The sequence below is a fragment of the Pelagibacterium nitratireducens genome (assembly GCF_037044555.1).
Lineage (GTDB): Bacteria > Pseudomonadota > Alphaproteobacteria > Rhizobiales > Devosiaceae > Pelagibacterium > Pelagibacterium nitratireducens.
On record NZ_CP146275.1, the window covers coordinates 2749261 to 2769491 of the forward strand.

The 20231-nt window shown below is 61.7% G+C and carries 22 protein-coding genes; 9 read left to right on the forward strand and 13 right to left on the reverse strand.

The features are described 5' to 3' along the window. The first annotated feature begins 1 nt into the window (after nucleotide 1). Complete coding sequence (locus V6617_RS13580; protein ID WP_338607497.1) at nucleotides 2-589, forward strand: SCO family protein; 588 nt, start codon at nucleotides 2-4, stop codon at nucleotides 587-589. After that, nucleotides 586-1320 (forward strand): TlyA family RNA methyltransferase, encoded by a 735-nt coding sequence (locus tag V6617_RS13585; protein ID WP_338607498.1) that lies wholly within the window; start codon nucleotides 586-588, stop codon nucleotides 1318-1320. The genes V6617_RS13580 and V6617_RS13585 overlap by 4 nt, the downstream gene beginning before the upstream one ends. 8 nt (nucleotides 1321-1328) lie before the next feature. Here the strand turns inward: V6617_RS13585 and V6617_RS13590 are convergent, their stop codons facing one another. The 6 genes from V6617_RS13590 to fabI all read right to left on the reverse strand — a co-directional run bounded on the left by V6617_RS13590 (nucleotide 1329) and on the right by fabI (nucleotide 5922). Then, nucleotides 1329-1595 (reverse strand): hypothetical protein, encoded by a 267-nt coding sequence (locus tag V6617_RS13590; protein WP_338607499.1) that lies wholly within the window; start codon nucleotides 1593-1595, stop codon nucleotides 1329-1331. A gap of 96 nt (nucleotides 1596-1691) precedes the next feature. Further along, on the reverse strand, nucleotides 1692-2771 hold the full coding sequence (gene ribB, locus V6617_RS13595) for a 3,4-dihydroxy-2-butanone-4-phosphate synthase (RefSeq protein ID WP_422394834.1): 1080 nt from the start codon (nucleotides 2769-2771) through the stop codon (nucleotides 1692-1694). A gap of 2 nt (nucleotides 2772-2773) precedes the next feature. Continuing rightward, a complete protein-coding gene (aroC, locus tag V6617_RS13600; RefSeq protein WP_338607501.1) occupies nucleotides 2774-3895 on the reverse strand; it encodes a chorismate synthase in 1122 nt (373 codons plus the stop codon). A 91-nt stretch (nucleotides 3896-3986) separates the two neighbouring features. Further along, the gene (locus tag V6617_RS13605) at nucleotides 3987-4415 is read right to left on the reverse strand and encodes a group III truncated hemoglobin (RefSeq protein WP_422394785.1); all 429 of its coding nucleotides are present in this window, start codon (nucleotides 4413-4415) and stop codon (nucleotides 3987-3989) included. A gap of 7 nt (nucleotides 4416-4422) precedes the next feature. After that, on the reverse strand, nucleotides 4423-5064 hold the full coding sequence (locus V6617_RS13610) for a histidine phosphatase family protein (RefSeq protein WP_338607502.1): 642 nt from the start codon (nucleotides 5062-5064) through the stop codon (nucleotides 4423-4425). Nucleotides 5065-5121: 57 nt separating this feature from the next. After that, nucleotides 5122-5922, reverse strand: a complete 801-nt coding sequence (gene fabI, locus V6617_RS13615; protein WP_338607503.1) for an enoyl-ACP reductase FabI — start codon at nucleotides 5920-5922, stop codon at nucleotides 5122-5124. A gap of 145 nt (nucleotides 5923-6067) precedes the next feature. Between fabI and V6617_RS13620 the strand changes: the two genes are divergently transcribed. The 3 genes from V6617_RS13620 (at nucleotide 6068) to V6617_RS13630 (ending at nucleotide 8727) form a co-directional block, all read left to right on the forward strand. Beyond that, nucleotides 6068-7480: an FAD-binding oxidoreductase gene (locus tag V6617_RS13620; protein WP_338607504.1), complete on the forward strand. Its 1413-nt coding sequence runs from the start codon at nucleotides 6068-6070 to the stop codon at nucleotides 7478-7480. A gap of 55 nt (nucleotides 7481-7535) precedes the next feature. Continuing rightward, nucleotides 7536-8096: a hemerythrin domain-containing protein gene (locus tag V6617_RS13625; protein WP_338607505.1), complete on the forward strand. Its 561-nt coding sequence runs from the start codon at nucleotides 7536-7538 to the stop codon at nucleotides 8094-8096. A 232-nt stretch (nucleotides 8097-8328) separates the two neighbouring features. Next, nucleotides 8329-8727 carry a hypothetical protein gene (locus V6617_RS13630; protein ID WP_338607506.1) on the forward strand — a complete coding sequence of 133 codons (399 nt, stop codon included), beginning with the start codon at nucleotides 8329-8331 and terminating at the stop codon, nucleotides 8725-8727. A 3-nt stretch (nucleotides 8728-8730) separates the two neighbouring features. Here V6617_RS13630 and V6617_RS13635 read toward each other — a convergent pair whose 3' ends face one another. Together V6617_RS13635 and V6617_RS13640 are read right to left on the reverse strand one after the other, a co-directional pair. Then, a complete protein-coding gene (locus V6617_RS13635) occupies nucleotides 8731-8964 on the reverse strand; it encodes a hypothetical protein (protein WP_338607507.1) in 234 nt (77 codons plus the stop codon). Nucleotides 8965-9342: 378 nt separating this feature from the next. After that, complete coding sequence (locus V6617_RS13640; RefSeq protein ID WP_338607508.1) at nucleotides 9343-10050, reverse strand: SOS response-associated peptidase; 708 nt, start codon at nucleotides 10048-10050, stop codon at nucleotides 9343-9345. An 87-nt stretch (nucleotides 10051-10137) separates the two neighbouring features. On the opposite strand from V6617_RS13640, the gene V6617_RS13645 reads away from it, so the two are divergent. The 3 genes from V6617_RS13645 to V6617_RS13655 all read left to right on the forward strand — a co-directional run bounded on the left by V6617_RS13645 (nucleotide 10138) and on the right by V6617_RS13655 (nucleotide 11293). Further along, the gene (locus V6617_RS13645; protein ID WP_338607509.1) at nucleotides 10138-10545 is read left to right on the forward strand and encodes an NUDIX domain-containing protein; all 408 of its coding nucleotides are present in this window, start codon (nucleotides 10138-10140) and stop codon (nucleotides 10543-10545) included. Next, on the forward strand, nucleotides 10542-10907 hold the full coding sequence (locus tag V6617_RS13650) for a TIGR02301 family protein (RefSeq protein WP_338607510.1): 366 nt from the start codon (nucleotides 10542-10544) through the stop codon (nucleotides 10905-10907). Before V6617_RS13645 ends, V6617_RS13650 begins: the two co-directional genes overlap by 4 nt. Before the next feature lie 110 nt (nucleotides 10908-11017). After that, on the forward strand, nucleotides 11018-11293 hold the full coding sequence (locus V6617_RS13655) for a hypothetical protein (protein ID WP_338607511.1): 276 nt from the start codon (nucleotides 11018-11020) through the stop codon (nucleotides 11291-11293). A gap of 35 nt (nucleotides 11294-11328) precedes the next feature. On the opposite strand, the gene V6617_RS13660 is transcribed toward V6617_RS13655, so the two are convergent. The 5 genes from V6617_RS13660 to V6617_RS13680 form a co-directional block, all read right to left on the reverse strand. After that, on the reverse strand, nucleotides 11329-12204 hold the full coding sequence (locus tag V6617_RS13660) for a helix-turn-helix domain-containing GNAT family N-acetyltransferase (RefSeq protein WP_338607512.1): 876 nt from the start codon (nucleotides 12202-12204) through the stop codon (nucleotides 11329-11331). 106 nt (nucleotides 12205-12310) lie between these two features. Beyond that, complete coding sequence (locus tag V6617_RS13665) at nucleotides 12311-13216, reverse strand: lipid kinase (protein WP_338607513.1); 906 nt, start codon at nucleotides 13214-13216, stop codon at nucleotides 12311-12313. A 90-nt stretch (nucleotides 13217-13306) separates the two neighbouring features. Continuing rightward, a complete protein-coding gene (tdh, locus tag V6617_RS13670) occupies nucleotides 13307-14335 on the reverse strand; it encodes an L-threonine 3-dehydrogenase (RefSeq protein WP_422394835.1) in 1029 nt (342 codons plus the stop codon). A gap of 12 nt (nucleotides 14336-14347) precedes the next feature. Beyond that, nucleotides 14348-15538 carry a glycine C-acetyltransferase gene (locus tag V6617_RS13675; protein ID WP_338607515.1) on the reverse strand — a complete coding sequence of 397 codons (1191 nt, stop codon included), beginning with the start codon at nucleotides 15536-15538 and terminating at the stop codon, nucleotides 14348-14350. A 189-nt stretch (nucleotides 15539-15727) separates the two neighbouring features. Further along, complete coding sequence (locus V6617_RS13680; RefSeq protein WP_338607516.1) at nucleotides 15728-16297, reverse strand: XRE family transcriptional regulator; 570 nt, start codon at nucleotides 16295-16297, stop codon at nucleotides 15728-15730. A 252-nt stretch (nucleotides 16298-16549) separates the two neighbouring features. Between V6617_RS13680 and putA the strand changes: the two genes are divergently transcribed. After that, on the forward strand, nucleotides 16550-20218 hold the full coding sequence (putA, locus tag V6617_RS13685; protein WP_338607517.1) for a trifunctional transcriptional regulator/proline dehydrogenase/L-glutamate gamma-semialdehyde dehydrogenase: 3669 nt from the start codon (nucleotides 16550-16552) through the stop codon (nucleotides 20216-20218). Nucleotides 20219-20231 lie beyond the last annotated feature (13 nt).

A 20231-nucleotide genomic window follows, 5' to 3' on the forward strand; every position in this document is an offset into this window, starting at 1 on the left:
CGTGCTGGGAAAAGTGCGCATCGTTTTGTGGGCCCTTGTGGCGCTTGCGGCGGTTTCGGCCACTGTCATCTATTTCACAAAGCCCATTCAGCCCTCCGGTGCGATGTTTGGCGGGCCGTTCGAGATGGTTGCGACATCGACGGGAGAAACGTTTACCGAAGACGATCTGCTCGGCACGCCGACGCTGATGTTTTTCGGGTACACTTTTTGCCCGGACGTTTGCCCCACAACGCTTGCCGAAGCGACTGGGTGGAAACAGACGCTGGGGCTCGATGATGACGAGTTGCGGATCATTTTCGTTTCGGTGGACCCCGAGCGCGATACCATCGAGCATACGCGCGAATATCTGTCCAATTTCGGACCCGACGTGATGGGCCTGGTGGGCAACGAAAGCCAGACCGAGCAGATCAAGCGCTCTTATGGGGTGTTTTCCGAAAAGGTGGAGGCCGAAGGCTCGACCGACTATCTGGTCAATCATACAGCGTCGGTGTTCATGATCGATGCGGAAGGCGATTTTTTCGGTACGATCGCCTGGGGCGAGGACAGCCAGACAGCGCTCGACAAGGTGAGGCGCCTCACGGCGTCATGAGCCGGATAAGGCTCGACATCGCGCTCGAACAGCGCGGGCTTGCTCAATCGAGAGCAAGAGCGCGTGACGCCATTCTGCGTGGCACAGTGAGCGTCAACGGCGTTCTGGCCAGCAAGCCGAGCCAGCTTGTGGGTGAGGGCGACGCGGTCGCGCTGAACGATCCTGCATCACACTATGTTTCGCGCGCGGCGCTCAAGCTGGCCGAGGGGCTGGAGAAAAGCGGCTTCGATCCCGAAGGCAAAATCTGTCTCGATCTGGGGGCTTCGACGGGCGGGTTCAGCCAGGTGCTGGCCGAACGTGGCGCGCGGAAAATCTATGCTGTCGATGTCGGGCATGGGCAATTGCATAGCGATGTTGCCGGGCTCTCCAATCTGGTGTCGCTCGAAGGGCTAAATGCCCGCGACGTTACGGCGGAGACGATCGCCGAGCCGATCGATTTCCTGGTGTCCGATGTGAGCTTTGTGTCGCTGATCAAGATCATCGATGCGCCATCGGCGCTGTGTGCGCCGGGTGCAAAGGCTCTTCTGCTGATCAAACCGCAATTCGAGGTGGGACGCGATCATGTCGGCAAGGGCGGGATCGTGGTGCCCGGGCCGCATGTGGCCATGGCCATAGAGGCCGTGCTTGCCCATATGGACGGGCTGGGCTGGCAGCGGGCGGGACTGTGGCCATCGCCGATCAAAGGCGGTGACGGGAATGGTGAATTCCTGGCCGGGTTTCGTCGGCGCTGAGCGCTGGTTTAGCCGGGGCGGTGCGGACGGGAGCGCCTGAAGGTGCGGGCGATGGTGCCCGCGGTGCGCGCCTCGAGAAGGGTGAGTGCCTGATCGAACCCCTTCCAGCGGCGGCGTAGGCGGCGAACCGAGCGCAGGGCAAATTTGGAGCTGCCGATCAGCAGGAAGAGGGCAAGGGCCATCATTGGCACGCCGACCGGGATCGGGGTTGGCGCCAGAATGGCTCCGGCAATCAGGAGAACAAGCGCGAGGGGAATCGTGACGATCCTCCACATACAAGCTGTCTCCCGATCCTGAGCACTCGGGCCATCCTTAGCCGCTATCGGCCACAGATTGATGACGGCGGCCAGCACCGCCGCAAGCAACGCACTCTAATCGGAAATGGTGATGCCGAAGGCTTCGAGCCCGACATAGCGGCGAGAGCGCGAGGACATGGGCTTGATGGCGGAGATTCCGAGATCGCGCAAAATCTGGGCGCCGAGGCCGACTTCGCGCCACTCTGCATCGCGATCTCGCGCTGAGCCATGGTCTTCGCGTTCGGCTTCAGTCGCCGCCCTGTCATAGGCAACGCCGGCATTACCCTCGCGCAGATAGACCAGCACGCCGCCGGTTTCGGCCAGGGCAGCGATCGATGCGTTGAGTTTTTCCGCGCTACCGAAAACGTCGGTGACGATATCCTCGCGCTGGAGGCGGACGTTGACGGGCACCCCCTGCCCCACGTCGCCGAACACCAGCGCAAGGTGTTGGACGCGGTCGAATGGGGTCGAATAGGCGTAGGCGATGGCGCGGCCGGCGGCGGTGTCGATCTCGAAGGTGGCGACGCGCTCGACGAGCTTTTCGCGGCGCTGGCGATAAGCAATGAGATCGGCGACCGAGATCAGCGGCAAATCGTGGGCCGCGGCAAAATCGGCGACCTGCTGGCCGCGGGTGACGGTACCGTCGTCATTGACCAGCTCACAGATCACACCGACATCGGGCAGATCGGCAAGCCTGCAAAGATCGACTGCCGCCTCTGTATGGCCCGAGCGCATGAGAACGCCGCCGCGCCGGGCGATGAGCGGGAAGATGTGGCCGGGGCGGGAAAAATCCTCGGCAGCCACATTGCCATTGGTCAGCGCGCGCACGGTGGCCGTGCGGTCCTCGGCGGAAATGCCGGTGGTGGTGCCGTGCTTGAAATCGATGGTGACGGTGAAGGCCGTCGTATGGGCGGAGTCGTTTGAGGCGACCATCGGATCGAGGCGCAGTTTCTGGGCGCGCTCACCGGTGATCGGCGCGCACACGATGCCGGAGGTGTGGCGGACGATGAAGGCCATCTGCTCGGGCGTGATGGTGGACGCGGCAGCTATGATGTCGCCCTCGCCTTCCCGATCGTGATCGTCGATCACAACGACCATCTGGCCATGCTTCATGGCGTCCAGCGCCGCCTGGACGCGTGTGTCGGATTCAGAGATCATTACAGATCGTTCCTTCCAAAGCCGATGCCGCCTTCGCGGCCGGTCTGGCCACGGTGGCGCAGCATGTGGTCGGCAAGGACACAGGCCATCATCGCTTCGCCGATGGGCACGGCGCGGATGCCCACGCAGGGGTCATGGCGGCCCTTGGTGATGATGTCGGCATCCTCGTTTTCCGTGGTCACGGTCTGGCGGGGGGTGAGGATAGAACTTGTGGGTTTGACCGCAAATCGCGCGACAATGGGATCACCATTGGAGATGCCGCCGAGGATGCCGCCGGCCTTGTTGGACAGGAATTTTGGCAGCGGGCGGTCCGAGCGCATCTGGTCGGCGTTTTCCTCGCCGGTCAATTCGGCGGCGTGCATGCCCTCACCGATCTCGACGCCCTTGACGGCATTGATCGACATGAAGGCCGAAGCGATGTCGGCGGACAGTTTGCCATAGATCGGAGCGCCCCAGCCGGCGGGCACGCCTTCGGCGACCACTTCGACAATGGCCCCGGCGGACGAGCCGGCCTTGCGGATGCCGTCGAGATAGGCGGCCCAGGTTTCAGCGGCTTTGGGGTCGGCGCAGAAGAAGGGGTTCTGGTCGACCTGATCCCAATCGAAATTGGCGTAATCGATCTTGTGGGGTCCAATCTGGACCAGCGAGGCGCGAATGGTGACGTTGGGGACTACCAGTTTGGCGACAGCGCCGGCGGCGACGCGGGCGGCGGTCTCGCGGGCCGAGGAGCGGCCACCGCCACGATAATCACGAATGCCGTATTTCTGGAAATAGGTGTAATCGGCGTGGCCGGGGCGGAACTTGTCGCGGATTTCCGAATAGTCCTTGGAGCGCTGATCGGTGTTTTCGATCATCAGCGAAATCGGCGTGCCGGTGGTACGAAGGCCATCGGTGCGCTCGTCCTCGAAGACACCGGAGAGGATTTTGACCTCGTCGGCCTCGCGGCGCTGGGTGGTGTAGCGCGACTGGCCGGGCTTGCGGCGATCGAGATCGCGCTGGATCATTTCGGCGGAAATGGGAAGGTCGGGCGGCACACCATCGACGACGACCCCGAGCGCGGCGCCATGACTCTCACCCCAGGTGGTGAAGCGGAAGAGGTGGCCGAAGGAATTGTCGCTCATGGGAAGTGCCCCGGAAATGTTGGAGGTGTTCTAGGCAGCGGCGAGGACGTGGTCAATCGTTCGATGGGATTAGCGAGCGCGAGCCTTTGCGCTAGCGCGCGTGGCGGGGCGAGCGGATTTCGCCGCGCATGGTGCCGATGGCCAGTTCGAAATTGTCGGCGATGCGGCGGGCCCGGATCATGAATTCGTGGGTGATCTCGGGGGTAAAGATTTCGGCGGCGGTCTGCTCGAAAAGAGCAAGCCAGCGGTCGAAATGTTCAGCCTCGATGGGCAGGCGCAAATGTGGATTGAGCGGGCGACCCGAATAGCGGCCTGTGCGCAGCATGATCGAAGACCAGAAATCGGTGATCTGGGCGATGTGCTCGTCCCAGTCGTGGACGGCGCGATCAAAGACCGGGCCGAGGATGTCATCCTCGCGGGCGCGGGCGTAAAAGATCGCGACCAGCCTGGCGATGTCGGGATCGGTGATGTCGGGGTGCGCCGGACCCGGGCGGGTCAGCGGGTTGTCATCGGCCGTCAAGATTTTCTCACCACGTCTTTTTCGCTGCGTGCAGGGTCATCCGGCCGGCGGCGAAATGGGCGATGACGCCCTGGGGCGGGGCCCAGTTGAGGACTTCGCCACGGGTTACGCCTTCGACCAGATGGCGCAGGACACGCAGCACGCCGCCATGGGCGACGATGATCGAGTGATGGGTGAGCCCCTGGGCAAAATCGAGCAGGCGGTCGGCGAGGTCCTGATAGTTCTCGCCGCCTTCAGGGCGGAAATTCCAATAGGTGGCGTCGCGCTGGCCGGGAGCCAGAGCCTCGCGCTCGCGGGCGATTTCCTCGTGCAGCAGGCCCTCGAATTTGCCGAAGGAGATTTCGATCAGCCGCTCGTCGTAAATGACATCGGGGAGCGGAACGTCGAAGGCGGCGCGCATGCGCTCCATGGTTTCGCTGGCCCGGCTCAGGGGCGAGGCGTACCATTTGAATTTGGCCGGATCGCTGCCGGCTTCCTCAAGCAGGAAACGCAACAGCGGACCGTTGGAATCGGCCTGGCGCCGGCCGGTTTCGTTCAATGGAATATCGCGGCTGCCCTGATAGCGGCGCTCGCGGTTCCAATCGGTTTCGCCGTGGCGCGCGAAGTAGAAATCGGGCCAGGTGACCTGGTGCATGGACGAATCAATCATTGACAGATTTGAGGAGCGCGCAAGCTAGCGCGCTCCTGTGACGTTTTGTTTGGCCGGCTATTCGGCGGGCGCATCCTGGGGCATGGCTTTCATGCCGATGATGTTGTAGCCGGAATCGACGTAATGAATTTCGCCGGTGACCCCGCTCGAGAGATCCGAGAGCAGATAGAGCGCCGAATTGCCGACTTCGTCGATGGTGACGTTCTTGCGCAGGGGCGCGTTTTCCTCGTTCCATTTGAGCATTTCGCGCAAATCGGCAATGCCCGAGGCCGCAAGGGTCTTGATCGGGCCGGCGGAAATGGCGTTGACCCGGATATTCTGCGGGCCGAGATCGGAAGCGAGATAACGCACCGAGGCCTCGAGCGCAGCCTTGGCGACACCCATGACGTTGTAGTTCGGCAAGACCTTTTCGGCGCCGTAATAGGTGAGGGTCAGGATGGCGCCGCCATCGTCCATCAATGCTTCGGCGCGCTTGGCCAATGCCGTGAGCGAGAACACCGAGATGTTCATGGTCAAAGCGAAATTGCCCGGTGTGGTATCGACATAACGCCCGTCAAGCTCTTCCTTGTTGGAGAACCCGATGGCGTGGACGAGAAAATCGAGCTTGCCCCATTTGGACTTGAGCACGTTGAACACGGCGTCCATGGCGTCTGGATCGGTCACATCGCATGGCAGGACCAGATCCGAGCCGAACTCGGCTGCGATCGGCTCGACGCGGCGGTGGAGCGCCTCGCCCTGATAGGTGAAGGCCATTTCCGCGCCCTGCGCGTGCAGCGCCTTGGCAATGCCGTAGGCGATAGAGCGGTTGTTGGCGACGCCCATAATGAGCCCGCGCTTGCCTTCCATCAAACCAGCCATGGTGTTCTCCGATGATCGTTTCGTTGCCGGTGGTTTTGGCACAGGGGATGGGAACGGGCAAGGTGGGAAGCGGTGTGGCGTGGTAGCGAATCCCCTGCCCGCCATGCGATAGTTGACCCAAATGCCTGCAGAAAGACTTTTAGAGATGACCCTTTCCAAAGACCAGATCGTTCCGGCCCTTGTCCAGCTTCTCGGGGAAAGCAGCGTTGTTTCCGAGGCCGGCGATATGGCGGGCTATGTTTCCGAGCCGCGCCGACGGTTTCACAAGCAGGCACAGGCCGTGGTGCTGCCGCGGACGGTGGCCGAGGTGCAGGCGGTGATGGAATGGGCCAATGAGGTGGGCGTGCATATCGTCCCGCAGGCCGGAAACACCGGGCTGGTCGGAGGGCAGGTTCCCCTGTTCGGCGACGAGGTCATTGTCTCGATTTCCAAGCTCAAGGGCGTACGGAACGTCGATGCGGCGGCCGGGCACATGACGCTCGATGCGGGCACGACGCTGCAGGAGGCCCATGAGATTGCCGAGGGCGCAGGGATGATGTTTCCGCTCTATATCGCCTCACAAGGTTCGGCGCGGATCGGGGGCGTTCTGGGGTCGAACGCGGGGGGCGTGCAGGTTCTTTCCTATGGCAACGCACGCGAGCTGTGTATCGGGGTCGAGGCCGTGATGGCGGATGGGTCGATCTACAAAGGGCTCAGTGCGCTACGCAAGGACAATACGGGCTATGATCTCAAAGACCTTCTGGTGGGTTCGGAAGGCACGCTGGGGATCATCACGGCGGCGACGCTGAAGCTTTTTCCCAAGCCCGATGCTCACGAGACGGCGTTGCTCAATGTGGCAAGCCCCAAGGCGGCGCTGGAGCTGTTCACGCTGCTGCGGGCGCGGGCCGGCAATACGCTGACGGCATTCGAATTGATGCCGCGCATCGGCATCGATTTTCAGCTCAAGCACGAGATGATCGCGCAGGATCCGAGTGCGGAGATTTCGGACTGGTATGTGCTGGCGGAGATCTCCGTGCCCAGGGGCGGCGTTGCCGGCGGGCTGTCACAGGCCATCGAAGCGGCTTATGAGTCCGGGTTGGTAGGAAACGGGGTGATTGCGGAAACGCTGGGCCAGCGCGAGGCCTTCTGGACGGCGCGCGAGCAGATGAGCGAGGTCCAATCGCGCGAGGGGGCCTCGATCAAGCACGACGTCTCCGTGCCGGTGGCGGCGGTGCCCGAATTGATCGCGCGGGGCAGCGAAGCGGCGCAAAAGGCGGTGCCCGGCATCCGGCCCGTGCCCTTCGGGCATCTGGGCGACGGCAATATTCATTTCAACTTTTCCCAGCCCGAAGGGGCGGACGGCAAGGCGTTCATGGATGGGGCCGAAGCGGTGCACGATGCGATTTACGCGGTGGTGCGCGATCTTGCCGGATCGGTTTCGGCCGAGCATGGAATCGGGCAGCTCAAGACCGGTCTGCTCAAGCAGGTAAAGGATCCGGTGGCGCTGAAAATGATGAAGGCGATCAAGTCGGCGCTCGATCCGAAAGGGATTCTCAACCCGGGCAAAGTGCTGGGGTAGAAATCGGCGCAGCAATGCCTAGATTGGGGCCGTATTCAACGGACCTCACATTACCATGCTTCTCGATATTGCCTTTCTCGACGATGCCACGCGCCCGCGTGCGCCCAAGCTCGAAAATCTGACGGCCCAGCAGCGCGCGCCGGGCCGGCACCTGAAGATGATTCACGATCATCTGCGCCAGAACGTTAGCGTGCTGCGCAACATGATCGAGGAGGTGATGGCGGGCGAAAAATCGGTCGCGGAGGTCGAGGCGGAGGCCGAAGCGCTGACGATGGTTTCGAACTATCGCCAGTTCGGAAATTTGTGCGGCCAGCATTGCCAGACCGTACACACGCACCATTCGATCGAGGACGCCCACATCTTCCCCGCGCTTTCCGAAAAGGGCGAGGCCTGGAAGAAGGTCACGGATCGGCTGCAGGCCGAGCACGAGATCGTGCACGCGCTGCTGGTCAAGCTGATCGCGGCGCTCAACACGCTGGTGGGCGACCCGAGCGCTGCAAATTTTGCGCAGGCGCGCGAGATCAACGACGCGCTGGAGCGCGTGCTGCTTTCCCATCTCGGTTATGAGGAAGACGAAATCGGGGACGCGCTGGGGTACTTCGAGATCGGGGTCTAGAGCCGTTCAGGATTTGATTGAATCAAGTCCTTTGCCCTAAACCCTTGTTTTGTCGCGTATCCGCACCGCAGGACCGTTTCCATCCCCGATCGCGTCGAGGACATGCTTTTGCTGGACACGCTCCAAATCCTCGGTCTCGAAAATCCGCACTATTAAGGTAAACATAAGGTTAGAACGGCGCTGACGACTCCGGCGCACTATCATCTCCCCGGGTGCAAGGCGGGAGATGCTGATGCTGCGCTGGAAAATCTATGCGGTGTTCATTCTGGTGTTCGGCACCATCGGAACGCTGTTCACAATCCCCCAATGGATCGGCGATCCGATGGGCTTTGCGGGAGCGCTTCTCTTCCCGTTCTCAGTCACGGCGGTGTGGGGATACGCCTTTTCCAAGCCGCTCTGGCCGGGAAGACACTGGTACTGGTTCGCCAATCTCTACAGCGTATGGTCGGCAGCGGTGTTTGGAATTTTCCTGGTGAGCGCGCATCAACTGCTCAACGACGCGCCGGGAAATCCCGAACTGGTGGGTAGCGCAATCGGCACCGCGCTCGGCGCCGCAATGATCTTCATCGACTGGCTGGGCGTCTGGCGCTACGGCCAGATGAACGAATTTCCGTCCCAATACACGGGGTAGAGATCAGGCCACCATGCCGCTGTCGCTGCCATCGTCGGGCTCGAACGAACTGGCAAGTGCGGCCGCGCCCTCGACAACAGCCTCGGCGGCGGCGCGAGCGGCGTCGATAGACTGGAAAATCCGGCCGTCGAGCGGAAACACGCCCAGCTTGACCGCCATGAAGCGGAAGTCCTGACCGTTGGGGACAACGACGCCCTGCGGTTCACCGGCAACTGAAATAACGATTGGCTTGGTCATGATCGAACACTCTGCGATACGCGATTCCGCCCAGCCCTGAGCGGTGCTAACAGTCTAATGTGAGGGTCTTGTGACGGGGCGGAAGGGCCAGTTGTCAGCCGCTATACGCGCCACATCCAGGAGCGACACATGAGACCGGTACGTTTGGAACTAAATCGTACGCAGTTGGTCTCGGACGCGGTCAGGCGTGCCCATGCAGTTAGTGTTTTCATGTTGCCGTTCTCCAGCCTGACCTCGGGACACCGCATCTGGTGCCACGGGCAATAAATAACAAGGCTTGACGAAAAAATCGAGTGCGTTTGTGTCAAATCGACACGCCAGCGCGAAAATTCCTGCTCCAAGAACGAGCGGTTGACGAACCGGTTCCGGCCGGAACCGTCAAAAAAGATCGAGCTGTGCCGACTTTTTTGCCTTGACTGCCATGGACTTGTCACCGGGGCCATCATCGAGCACTTCGCTGACCGGAACGATGAGATCGGGTCCTTCATTGGCTGCGGAATTGACCCGGGTCGAGACAGGGTGAGAGGCCATGGTGCCCTCCGGTTGCGGCACCACGAAGGGTTGGACCTCGGCGAATCGCATGGTTTTCGTATCGAGCCAGGCATCGATCTGATGGCCCCGCATCAGGGCAGGCATCCGGTCATGGATGTGGGCGACATCGGGACCGGCAGGCACGGTGATTGTCGCGACCGTATCGATTTCCTCGCCATCGGGTCCCATCCAGCTCGAATAGAGCCCGGCCAGTGCCAGGGGCTCTTCGTCCTTAAGGGTGATGTAATGGGGTTGTTTCTTGCCGCCGGGCAGCGTCTGCCATTCGTAATAGCCCGAGGCCGGCAGGATGCAGCGCTTGTGCTTTACCGAATCGCGGAAGGCGGGCTTATCGGCCATGGTTTCGGCGCGGGCGTTGACCAGAAGGGGAAATTCGCGCGGATCCTTGACCCATCCGGGCACCAGACCCCACCGGGCGAGCTTTGCGGTGCGGCGCATGGCATCATCGATCCAGATGGCGATGACGGGCTGGGTGGGAGCAATGTTGTAGCGCGGCACAGACTGAATTAGATTGTCGGTAGCAAATATCTGGCGCATCGCGTCGTCTGGCAAAGTAACCGCGTATCGTCCGCACATGAGTCTTTGGTCTCCGTTCCCCACCACTATAGCGATGGCAGCTAGCACATGAAGCCCGACGCATGCTCGATCGGGCTTTTCAATGGCGATCAGGTGCTGCTGATCCAGCGCGCTTATGCTCCGTTTCTGGGACAATGGACGTTTCCCGGTGGGCGGATGGAGCCGGGGGAAACACCGTTCGAGTGCGTGCAGCGCGAATTGTTCGAGGAAACCCGGCTTCTGGTTTCCGATCCCATGCAGGTGCTGGTCGAAACCGTGGGCGAAGGCGAAAAGACCTTTACGCTTGCCGTGTTTGCCGCCCACTGCCCGATGGGTGCGCCGGTGACGAGCCACGAAATCAGCGATTGGGACTGGGTACATATCGAGGAGGTGCAGTCCTATCGCACCACCGACCACCTCGCCGAGATTGTCGAAGCCTGCGCCCAATGCCTGGGACTGGCGGGGGTGGACCGATGAAGCCACTCTGGCGGCTGTGCCTCCTGGCGACGCTTGCGGCACCCTGCCCTGCGCTCGCCATCGACCCGCCCTATCAGGGACAGATGGAGCGCCTGTCGGAAATTCTGGGATCGCTCTACATGCTGACGCCGCTGTGCGGCGACCAGACGACGGACTGGCGGGGGCAGATGGCGGAGCTGATCGAACTGGACGAACCTGACGAGGACCGTCGCGCACGCCTGGCGGGGGCGTTCAACTCGGGATATGAGGCCTATGCCCGGTTCTATCGCAGTTGCACACCTTCGGCAGAAGCGGCGATAACGCGTCTGTTGACCGAAGGGGACTCGCTGGCCCGCGACATTCATCAGCGTTATGCCGAATAGGATTTCCTCTTGGCTTCCGCAGGGCGCACTCGGAACCAATTTGGTGCGGCACGTTAACCAATTGGTCATTTCCTCTTAGCAGCGCCCAAAAGGCATGTTAACTAGCGATCATGACCACGCGCACGACATTTCCGTACCCGACCGAGTCCGCCGCCATCGAGGCCGAGCAGGAAGAACGTCAGATCGCTCTCGAGTATCTGGCGGAAGCTTGGAATTCCGCCGATACGGACGGCGTCGATACCGAAGCACTGGCCCATGCGGCGCTTTTTGCAGCAGTTGCCACGCTGGTGCGCGAATATGGCGAAGAGGCCGTGGCAAAGCTGATCGGGAACATCCCCGATCGAATCAGCAATGGCGAATATACGCTCGACAGGGTGCTGCAGTAGGCGGCCTGCCCTTTCAACGGAAATACCGCTTGATCCTATAGCCGCTTTTCAAAGAAGAAGTCGGGATAGGGATCGTCGTTGAAGCGGTCGATTTTGGTCCAGCCGGTCTTGCGATACATGGCAATAGCTTCGGGCAGTGCGCGGTTGGTGTCGAGGCGGAGAAGGGCGATGCCGAGATCGCGGGCGGCGCCCTCGGTTGCGGCCATCAAACGATGGGCCAGGCCGAGCCCACGGGCCGAGGGGGCGACCCAGAGGCGCTTGATTTCGGCATAACCTTTTTTAGTGCCCTTGAGGCCGACGCAGCCAATGGGCAGGCCGTCGGAAACCGCCAGAATGAATGCACCGCGCGGACGGATCATGTCGATTGCGTCTGGGTCGGCGGAGCGTTTGACATCGAACCCCTCCTCGAAGCGGCGTGCCAGTTCCTCATAATATTGCTGGAGGCAGAAGCGCGCAGCCTCGCTGCGCGGATCGACTTCCTCAAAGGATATGCGGTCGCGCCCCAGAGCGGAGGCGACGAGATCCATGGCGGCCAGCAACGCCTCGGGGCGCGGGTGGCGGGCCAGAAGGGTTTCGGCGCGGGCGTTGGAAATATCTTCATAGGCGGTGAACTCGTCCCGGCCCGCCGGAGTCAGGGCCAGAAGGCGGCGGCGGCCGTCCTGCGGATCGGGCCGGGTCTCAACCAGCCCTTCCTCTTCCAGACCGCGCAGCAGGCGGCTCATCAGGCCCGAATCGAGGCCGAGATAATCGCGAAGCTGTGCAATGTCTGTGCGGCCATGGCCGATGGCGTTGAGCACACGGGCCGAGCCAAGCGGTCTTGCGCGCCCGAGAAAGGAATCATCGAGCGCGCCGACCTCGGAGGTCACAGCACGGGAAAAACGGCGAAAACGGGCGATGGGATCGTGTGACATGATAGCTGACTTAAGTCAGCTATCGAATTTCGTCAAATGAAATGATGGCGGGGCAGAGGGCCAACCGATGCTGCGATGACAGAGAACGATCCGGGTTGGCAGGGCTTTACGATGCCGAATTGCTTTCGGGCACGAAGACTGTGATGGCCCGGGGCCGGACTTCAAATTTTGCGGGTGTCTGGGTGATGATGTCACCATCGACGTTAACGTCCATGGGCTGTGCGGTGCGCAGCTCGAACGCGACGCATTTTTCGGTGCGGACCTCGCGCCAGGTGCCGTGGGTGCCGCGGCGGAAGGCGCCGAGCATGGTGACGAGTTGCCAGACATCGCGGGCTTCTAGGCTGTAGAGGTCGAGTGTGCCGTCATCGATCCGCGCGTCGGCCTCCACCACCGTGCCACCGCCATAATAGCGTCCGTTGCCGACGGCGATCTGGAGCGTCTTTACCTTCGAGGTCCCGTTGGAGCTGATGATTTCGGCGCGAAAGGGATGGACGGTCGAGGCGATCTTGAGGGCCGTCATCGCATAGCCCAGCTTTCCCCAGCGGCGCTTTGTGCCCTTGTCGAGCTTGTTTGCCAGTTCGGCAGAAAGCCCGATACTTGCGACGTTGAAGAAAGGTCTTCCGTTGACGACACCGACATCGATGGTGCGGGTGTGACCGGCGGCAATGATGTTGGCCGCCGTAGTGAAATTTTCCGGAATGTGGAGGGTGCGCGCCAGATCGTTGGCGGTGCCCATGGGAATGATGCCCATGGGCAGCCCGGTTTCAATGATGGCGGGGGCAGCGGCGTTCATGGTGCCATCGCCACCGCACACGATCACCATATCCACCTCATGGCGGCGGCGGGCAATGTCGGCGGCCAGTTCCTCGGGGGTCTGGAACCGCTCGATCATAACCTCCAGCCCGAGAAAGCGCAGCCGTTTGGCGATGGGCTCGACAGCTTCGCTGCCGCGCCGTGCATTGGGATTGACCAGCATCAGGGCACGGCGGATCTTGGGCGGAACGGGGCTCATGGCGGCACTTTCGGCGGCAGGTCGGAACGATCATAGTGGTTGTTAATGTGCCATATAAGGTGAATTTGCGGCGGCTACCTTACCGTTTGCTCATGTTGACCATTCAAGCACGATCTTGCCCGCGCCGCCCTGTATCGCTGACTGGAAGGCGGTATCGAACTGATCGGCCGGAAAGCGGTTGGTGATGACCGGACGGATATCGAGACCGGACTGGAGCATGGCGAGCATCTTGTGCCAGGTCTCGAACATTTCCCGCCCATAAATGCCTTTGATGGTGAGCATTTTGAGGACCATCTTGGCAAAGTCATATTCGAAAGGTTTTGCGGGCAGCCCGAGCATGGCGATCTTGCCGCCCATGACGAGGTGATCGGTGAGGGTGGCCATGGCGGCAGGCGCACCGCTCATTTCAAAGCCGACATCGAACCCTTCGTTCATGCCGAGCGATTTCGCGACGGCACGCAGATCGTCGGATGTGTTGACGGTGATGATTGTGGGCTCGGTCTTTCTGGCCAGCTCCAGCCGATTGTCGTTGGGATCGGTGATGACGACATGACGGGCGCCGACATGTTTTGCCACGGCCGCGCTCATGATGCCGATGGGGCCGGCGCCGGTGATGAGCACATCTTCGCCCACCAGGTCGAAGGCGAGCGCGGTGTGGACCGCATTACCGAGCGGATCGAGGATGGAAGCGAGCTCATCATCGACGCTGTCGGGCAGCGGGACGATGTTGAAGGCGGGAATTTTGACGTATTCGGCGAACGCGCCGGGCAGATTGACGCCGACGCCCTTGGTTTCGGGGTCGAGATGGAAGCGCCCTGCCCGGCTGGCGCGGGATTTAAAGCCGATGACATGGCCCTCGCCCGAGACGCGCTGTCCGATATGGAGATGGGTCACGTTGGCGCCCAACTCCGCGATGGTGCCCGAATATTCATGGCCGACAGTCATGGGGACCGGAACGGCGCCCTGGGCCCAGTTGTCCCATTTGTAGATGTGCAGATCGGTGCCGCAGATGCCGGTCTTGGTGACTTTGACGAGGACATCGTCGGGGCCGATTTGCGGGACCGGCACGTCTTCCATCCACAGGCCCGGTTCAGCCTTGGCCTTGACGAGGGCTTTCATGGTGCGGGTCATCTAGATGGCTCCAAGGTCTTTTCCGGCGCTGATGAAAGCGTCGATGGCAAACGAGATGTTGTCGTCGGAAAGCCCCGCCGACATCTGGGTGCGGATGCGGGCCTTGCCTTTGGGCACGACGGGGAAGGAAAAGGCGGATACCAGCACGCCCTTGTCCTGCAGTGCCTTGGCCATGCCCTGGGCCTTGACGGCGTCGTGGAGCATCACGGGGATGATCGGGGTTTCACCGGGCACGAGGTCGAAGCCGGCGTCAGCCAATGCCGAGCGGAAGCGTTTGGTGTGCCGGTCGAGCGTTGCGCGGCGGTCATCGGCCTTTTCGGCGATCTCGATGGCCTTGATGGCCCCGGCAGCCACCGAGGGCGGCAGGGCGTTTGAGAAAAGATAAGGCCGGGCGCGCTGGCGGAGGAGGTCGACAACCGGCTGAGGCCCGGCGATGAAGCCACCCATGGCGCCGCCGAGCGTTTTGCCAAAGGTGCCCGAGATGATGTCGATGCGGTTGCCCGCGCCGGTGAGGGCCGGAGTGCCCCTGCCCTTTTCGCCCAGATGGCCAGTCGCGTGGCATTCGTCGATCAGCACGGCGGCCTTGTAGGCTTCGGCGAGGTCGCAGATTTCGGGCAGCCTGGCGATATAGCCATCCATGGAGAAGACGCCATCGGTGACGATCAGTTTAAAGCGCGCACCATCGTCTTCGGCAGCCTGAAGCTGGAGGCGAAGATCGTCCATGTCAGAGGTGTGGAAGCGGTAGCGCCGGGCTTTTGACAGCCGGACGCCATCGATGATCGAAGCATGATTGAGGGTGTCGGAGATAACCGCGTCTTCGGGGCCAAGCAGAGTTTCGAAAATGCCGCCATTGGCATCAAAACACGAACCGAACAGGATCGCGTCGTCCTTTTCGAGATAGCGGGCGACGGTCTGTTCAAGCTCCTTATGCAGCTCATGAGTGCCGCAGATGAAGCGGACCGAGGCCATGCCGGAGCCATATTTTTCCAGCGCTTTGACGCTCGCTTCGACCACTTCGGGATCATTGGCAAGGCCGAGATAATTGTTGGCGCACAGATTGACCATTGTGCGACCACCAACGGTGACCTCGCCCTGCTGGGCCGATCCAATGACCATTTCAGACTTGAAAAGCCCTTCGTCGCGAATGCCGTCGAGGGTCTGGCTGAGGTGCTGGGCGAAACCGTCCATCATGGTGGCTACTCCTTTTTGTTGGAGGTATTTTCCGGTATATTGGAATTTTCGTCAATGGCATTGGAGGGCCAACGTGACAGGCGTGGGGAGAGTTGCGGTGCGATGGGAAATGTGGAGGCGCTGGGGGTACTGGATCCCGGATCAAGTCCGGGATGACGGTGAGGGTGTGGCACCGGCGAGCGGAAAAGATCAGTTGTAGAGCACCACGAGCCAACCGTTGGCGAGGGCATCTGAAGTGTTGGAAATGGCGTGGGGCACGTCGGCGGCATAGCGTGCGACTTCGCCTGCGGTCAGGGCGGTCGTCGTTTCGCCGCTGGTGATGGCAATACCGTCGGTGAGCGCGGTGAAATGCTCGCGGGTGCGCGGGGCATGGGCGGCACTGACAAGAGCGCCGCCGGGCTCGATTTCGACCTGATACCACTCGGTCTTGCCAGCCAGGGCGGGCGGGGAGAGAATTTTCAGCCGACAGGCGCCATCGGGAGAGGCGATCAAGGGGACATGATCGGCCGGGACGATGTCGATAAGCGCCGATTTCCGGGCCACCGCGTCACCGGACACGAGATCGGAAAATTCGATATTGAGGGCCTGGGTGAGGCTCCAGACGACGGCAAAGGTGGGATTGGTTTCACTGCGCTCGATCTGGCTGAGCATGGAGCGCGACACCCCGGAGAGCTTGGCCAGTTGCTCCAGCGTCAGATGCCGGGCCTTGCGGGCCATCTGGATCACCGGGCCGATTTGTGGTGGGGTCGTCTCGCTCATAGGCCCACGCTTTTAGAGAGGAAACGCCGGGCCGGCAACTGACGGAGAATCAGCCGGCATTCCTCCAAGCATACGTCGTGTGGACGGCGCTTCGTTGCACCTGCCGTATAATTCATGGAATTTAGGCAAAAATTCTGCCTTTTTTACGATGATCGGCTTTCTTATCACCTAGACCTCCGGGGGAACTGACTTAGTTTTTGCGCCATTGAAAGTCCATGTTCGCCCAGTTGGGCCAAAGGAGACCTTGCGTCTATGCCGGCATCGCACACTTCCCCTTTCGAAGCGTTTTCGGATCGTCCGCTCAAGACCGATACGGCGCTGCGCGAAGCGATCACTTCGGCCTATCGGTTGGCCGAGACCGAAGTCGTTCCGGCCCTGATCGAGGCTGCAGCCGTCGATCCGAAACGGGCAAAGGCCATTCGCGCTACCGCAGAAAAGGCCGTCAAAGGCATCCGCGCCAAGGGCAATGGCGGCGGGGTCGAGGGGTTGATGCACGAATATGCGCTCTCGAGCCAGGAGGGCATCGCGCTTATGTGCCTGGCCGAGGCGCTGTTGCGCACGCCCGACAATTCCACCCGCGACCTTTTGATTGCTGACAAGATTGCACCGGGCAACTGGCAGAAACATCTCGGACTCGACCGTTCGGTGTTCGTCAACGCGGCGACCTGGGGGCTGGTTGTGACCGGCAAGCTCGTGACGCCCGTCGATGAATCGGGATTGTCCAATGCGCTGTCGCGGATCGTGGCGCGGTCGGGCGAGCCGGTGATCCGGGCCGGTGTGAAAATGGCGATGCGCATGCTGGGCGAACAATTCGTCGCCGGGCAGGACATCGGCGAAGCGCTCAAGAACGCCAGATCGTGGGAGGCCAAGGGGTTTGGCTATTCCTACGACATGCTGGGAGAGGCCGCGACCACCGCCCATGACGCCGAGCGGTATATGGCCGAATATGTCGGGGCGATCCATGCCATCGGTAAGGCCTCGGCGGGCAAAGGACCCTATGGAGGGCCGGGCATCTCGATCAAGCTTTCGGCGCTGCACCCGCGCTATGCCCGCACCAAGTATGATCGTGTGATGGCAGAATTGTTGCCGCGTCTCAAGGCGCTGGCGGCGCTGGCGAAATCCTACGACATCGGGCTCAACATCGATGCGGAAGAGATGGACCGGCTCGAACTCTCGCTCGATCTGCTCGAAGCGCTGGCCACCGATCCAGATTTCGACGGCTGGAATGGGATCGGATTCGTGGTTCAGGCCTATTCCAAGCGGTGCCCTCTCGTTCTGGACTGGATCATCGATCTGGCCCGGCGCTCGGGGCACCGGATCATGGTGCGGCTGGTCAAGGGCGCGTATTGGGACAGCGAGATCAAGCGCGCGCAGATGGACGGGCTTGAAGACTTTCCGGTGTTTACCCGCAAGGTGCATACCGATGTGAGCTATATCGCCTGCGCCAAGAAGCTGCTGGCGGCGCGGGACGTGGTGTTTCCGCAGTTTGCGACGCACAACGCGCAGACCATGGCGACGATTTATGAATTGGCCGGGTCCGATTTTGAGCTCGGCAGCTATGAATTCCAGTGCCTGCACGGCATGGGCGAACCGCTTTACGAGCAGGTGGTGCCCAAGGACAAGCTGAACCGTCCCTGCCGCATCTACGCGCCGGTGGGGAGTCACGAAACGCTGCTGGCCTATCTGGTGCGGCGACTGCTCGAAAATGGCGCCAATTCAAGCTTCGTCAATCAGATCGCCGACGAGGACGTCCCCGTGGACCGGCTGATTGCCGATCCGGTCGAGATGGCGCGGCAGATTGCGCCGGTCGGCACCCCTCACGAGCAGATCGATCTGCCAAAAGACATTCTGGCGGCGGGACGCCGCAATTCACGCGGGATCGACCTGTCCAACGAGCAGGTTCTGCGGGCCCTGGAAAAGAGCCTGAAGGCCGGCGCCGAACGGGCGTGGGTGGCAAAGGCCGAGGACGCGAAGGGCGAAGCCCGGCCCGTTCTCAATCCTGCCGATCATCGCGACGTGGTTGGCGAAGTGATCGAGCCTTCGGTGGACCAGATCGACGCCATCATGGCCAGGGCACAGCGCGCTGCTTCAGGATGGGCGACAACACCGCCCGCCGAACGCGGCGCGATGCTGATGCGGGCGGCGGGCGCCATGGAGAGCCAGATGGAAATCTTCATGTCGCTGGCCATGCGCGAAGCCGGCAAGACGGCAGCCAATGCGATTGCCGAAGTGCGCGAGGCGGTCGATTTCCTGCGCTATTACGGCAAGCAGGTCAAAGAGAGCTTTGCCAACGACACCCATATCCCTCTGGGGCCGGTGGTGTGCATTTCGCCGTGGAATTTCCCGCTTGCGATCTTTACCGGGCAGATGTCGGCGGCGCTTGTCGCGGGCAACCCGGTGATTGCCAAGCCGGCCGAGGAAACGCCGCTGATTGCGCAATTGGCGGTCGATTTGATGCACGCCGCCGGCGTGCCGGCCGATGTGCTGCAGTTTGCACCGGGCGACGGCAAGGTGGGCGCGGCGCTGGTCGGGCATCAAGCAACATGCGGGGTGATGTTTACCGGGTCGACCGAGGTAGCGCGGCTGATCCAGAAACAACTGGCCGGCCGGACACTGGCCAATGGCACACCGGTTCCGCTGGTAGCGGAAACCGGCGGACAGAATGCTCTGGTGGTGGATTCCTCGGCGCTGACCGAACAGGTGGTGCTGGACGTCCTGGCTTCTGCCTTCGACAGCGCCGGACAGCGCTGTTCGGCGCTGCGGGTATTGTGCCTGCAGGAGGAAGTGGCCGACAAGACACTCGACATGCTCAAGGGCGCGATGGCCCAACTCGATATCGGCAATCCCGACCGGCTGACGATTGACGTGGGACCGGTGATTACCGCCGAGGCCCGCGATGGGATCAATGGGCATATCGAGGCGATGCGCGCCAAGGGCTGCGCGGTAACGCAGCTCGATCTGCCCGAATTGGCGGAACAAGGGACCTATGTGCCGCCAACGCTGATCGAATTGGGCGATATTTCAGAGCTGGGGCGCGAAGTGTTCGGGCCGGTGCTGCATGTGGTGCGCTTCAAGCGCAAGAACCTCGATGGGTTGCTCGAAAAGATCAACGCGCTGGGCTATGGGCTGACTTTCGGGCTCCATACGCGGATCGACGCGACGATTGCGGAGGTTTCGGCCAGAATCGAGGTGGGCAATATCTACGTCAACCGCAACCAGATCGGCGCCGTTGTGGGTGTGCAGCCGTTTGGGGGACACGGGCTGTCGGGCACCGGCCCCAAGGCTGGTGGCCCGCTTTATCTGCGACGGTTGGTACAAACGACCAGCCAGACGGTCTGGGGGTTGCCGGCGCGTCAGGCCGGTCCGACGTTGGTGACGCTGGCCGAATGGTTGCGTGGCAACAGCCAGGACGATCTGGCCGAGGTGACGCTGAATTATGCCAACCATCCGGCCATCAACGCCTTTTCCGAGCTGGACGGGCCTGTGGGTGAGCGCAACACTTATCTGACCAAACCAAAGGGCAAGGTTCTGCTCAGCGCAAGGACACTGACCGGGCTTGTGCATGGGCTTGCGGCAGGACTGGCAGCGGGAAATCAGATGCTGGTCGAGGCTTTTGGTGATCTGGGATCAGTGGTTCGCGACCTGCCTGAGGACATCAGACAGCGCGTTGAAATGGTGCGCGAAATCGGTTCGGGCGCGGCTCGGGCGGTTCTGGTGGAAGGCGACGGCGAAGCCGTGACCGCGATGAGCAAGGCCGTTGCGGAGTGGGACGGCCCGATCGTGACCGTGCAGGGCGTTTCGAGCGAAGCGCTGGAGCATGGCGAGGCGGTGTTCGCCATCGATCTGCTGGTCGATGAGGTTTCGACCAGCGTCAATACGGCAGCGGCTGGGGGCAATGCAAGCCTGATGGCGCTGGCCTGAGAATGCCTTATCG

Coding starts and splice junctions, on each gene's coding strand:
- V6617_RS13590 (WP_338607499.1), bottom strand. CDS start 1,595: ATGTGGAGGATCGTCACGATTCCCCTCGCGCTTGTTCTCCTGATTGCC.
- V6617_RS13650 (WP_338607510.1), top strand. CDS start 10,542: ATGAAGCCACTCTGGCGGCTGTGCCTCCTGGCGACGCTTGCGGCACCC.
- V6617_RS13635 (WP_338607507.1), bottom strand. CDS start 8,964: ATGACCAAGCCAATCGTTATTTCAGTTGCCGGTGAACCGCAGGGCGTC.
- V6617_RS13645 (WP_338607509.1), top strand. CDS start 10,138: ATGAAGCCCGACGCATGCTCGATCGGGCTTTTCAATGGCGATCAGGTG.
- V6617_RS13640 (WP_338607508.1), bottom strand. CDS start 10,050: ATGCGCCAGATATTTGCTACCGACAATCTAATTCAGTCTGTGCCGCGC.
- V6617_RS13630 (WP_338607506.1), top strand. CDS start 8,329: ATGCTGCGCTGGAAAATCTATGCGGTGTTCATTCTGGTGTTCGGCACC.
- aroC (WP_338607501.1), bottom strand. CDS start 3,895: ATGAGCGACAATTCCTTCGGCCACCTCTTCCGCTTCACCACCTGGGGT.
- V6617_RS13585 (WP_338607498.1), top strand. CDS start 586: ATGAGCCGGATAAGGCTCGACATCGCGCTCGAACAGCGCGGGCTTGCT.
- V6617_RS13660 (WP_338607512.1), bottom strand. CDS start 12,204: ATGTCACACGATCCCATCGCCCGTTTTCGCCGTTTTTCCCGTGCTGTG.
- V6617_RS13665 (WP_338607513.1), bottom strand. CDS start 13,216: ATGAGCCCCGTTCCGCCCAAGATCCGCCGTGCCCTGATGCTGGTCAAT.
- V6617_RS13680 (WP_338607516.1), bottom strand. CDS start 16,297: ATGAGCGAGACGACCCCACCACAAATCGGCCCGGTGATCCAGATGGCC.
- tdh (WP_422394835.1), bottom strand. CDS start 14,335: ATGAAAGCCCTCGTCAAGGCCAAGGCTGAACCGGGCCTGTGGATGGAA.
- V6617_RS13675 (WP_338607515.1), bottom strand. CDS start 15,538: ATGATGGACGGTTTCGCCCAGCACCTCAGCCAGACCCTCGACGGCATT.
- putA (WP_338607517.1), top strand. CDS start 16,550: ATGCCGGCATCGCACACTTCCCCTTTCGAAGCGTTTTCGGATCGTCCG.
- V6617_RS13620 (WP_338607504.1), top strand. CDS start 6,068: ATGACCCTTTCCAAAGACCAGATCGTTCCGGCCCTTGTCCAGCTTCTC.
- V6617_RS13625 (WP_338607505.1), top strand. CDS start 7,536: ATGCTTCTCGATATTGCCTTTCTCGACGATGCCACGCGCCCGCGTGCG.
- V6617_RS13610 (WP_338607502.1), bottom strand. CDS start 5,064: ATGATTGATTCGTCCATGCACCAGGTCACCTGGCCCGATTTCTACTTC.
- V6617_RS13655 (WP_338607511.1), top strand. CDS start 11,018: ATGACCACGCGCACGACATTTCCGTACCCGACCGAGTCCGCCGCCATC.
- fabI (WP_338607503.1), bottom strand. CDS start 5,922: ATGGCTGGTTTGATGGAAGGCAAGCGCGGGCTCATTATGGGCGTCGCC.